The 1,460-nt window shown below is 77.2% G+C and carries 2 protein-coding genes; both read right to left on the reverse strand.

What is annotated here, in order from left to right; all coding sequences use genetic code 11:
* A partial coding sequence (locus tag ACXJKL_RS21010; RefSeq protein WP_457208934.1) for a glycosyltransferase occupies positions 1-295 on the reverse strand: 295 nt, incomplete at its 3' end.
* Positions 292-1,460: cytochrome P450 (locus ACXJKL_RS21015; RefSeq protein WP_457208935.1), on the reverse strand; the 1,169-nt coding region annotated here is incomplete at its 5' end. The genes ACXJKL_RS21010 and ACXJKL_RS21015, both read right to left, overlap by 4 nt.

Here is a 1,460-nt window from a genome sequence, read left to right on the forward strand (position 1 = left end):
GCGGCGGGGCGGTGGCGGGCAGGACGGTGGCGCCCGCGGCCCGGGCGACCGCGGCCGTGGCGTCCCGGGAGCCGTCGTCGACCACGACGACCTCGCCGACGCCGACCACCAGCTCGCGCAGGGACGCCAGCAGCGCCGGGAGGGTGGCCTCCTCGTCCCGCGCCGGGACGACGACGGACACCGACGCCGACCGGTCGGCGTACCCGGTCCCGCGGGGGATCGTGCGCAGGTCGGCGACCAGCCGGCCGCCGCCGACGGCCGCGGCGAGGAGGAGGATCGCGAGCAGAACGGTCATGCGCGCACGCCGGCGGTGCGGGTGACGACGAGCGGCATGCCGCCGCGGGGGTGCACGGCGACCTGCGCCTGCGCCACGGGGCGGGTCCAGCCCGGCGGTACGTCGAGGCGGTGGTCGCGCAGCAGCTCGCTCAGCACCAGGACCATCTCGCCGAGCGCGAACTCGCGGCCGATGCACAGACGCGGCCCCTGCCCGAACGGCAGGTAGCCGGTACGGCCGGCGCCCCCGTCGAGGAACCGCTCCGGACGGAAGGCCAGCGGATCGGTCCACGGGTCGGCGCGACGGTGCATGAGCCACGGGCTGATGATCGCCAACGTCCCGGCCGGGACCTCGCGGCCGCCGATGACGTCGGCCTCCAGCGAGCGCCGCGACAGGGCCCAGGCGGGCGGGAAGAGACGCAGCGCCTCGTCGACGACGGACCGCGTCCAGGGCAGCGTCTCGCGGTGGCCGAGCAGCGACACGGATCCGGGATGGGCGGCCAGCTCGGCGCGCACCCGGTCCTGGGCGGGCTGGTCCTCGGCCAGCAGCATCAGCGTCCAGGCCAGCGCGGCGGCCACGGTCTCGTGGCCGGCGATGACCATGGTGACCAGCTCGTCGCGGATCTCGGGGTCGGTGAGCCCGCTGTCCAGCAGGAGCCCGAGGAGGTCGTCGCCGTGCGCGCCGGCGGGCGAGAGCCGGCGGCGCCCGCGGCGCTCCGCGATGATCTCGGCGGTGATCGCGTCCAGCCGACGCCGCGTCGAGCGCAGCCGGAGGTTGGTCCTGGTGGGTGTCCACTCGGCCCGGGGGAGGATCGACCGTCCCAGCCGGACGACCAGCTCGGCCGCGTCGCTCGTCGCGTCGAGCAGCGCCTGGGCGTGGCCCGAGAGGTCCGCGGAGAACAGCGCCCGCCCGACGGCATCGAGGCCGATGCGGTGGGTGAGGGCCGCGACGTCGACCACCTCGCCGCTGGTGGGCGAGCGCGACCCGAGCCGCGCGGTGATGGCGGTCTCGGCCGCGGCGCGCACCTGGTCGCCGACCGCCTCGAGGCGCTGGTGGTGGAAGGCGGGGGCGGCGAGGCGGCGGTGCTCGATCCAGCTCGGCTCGGAGGAGGCGAGCAGCCCCGGCCCGGTGACCCGGGCCAGGGCGGCGTACTGCACGGTCTGCTTGCTCCAGGTGCGGGCGGCGG

The sequence above is a fragment of the Nocardioides sp. P5_C9_2 genome, from assembly GCF_054049555.1.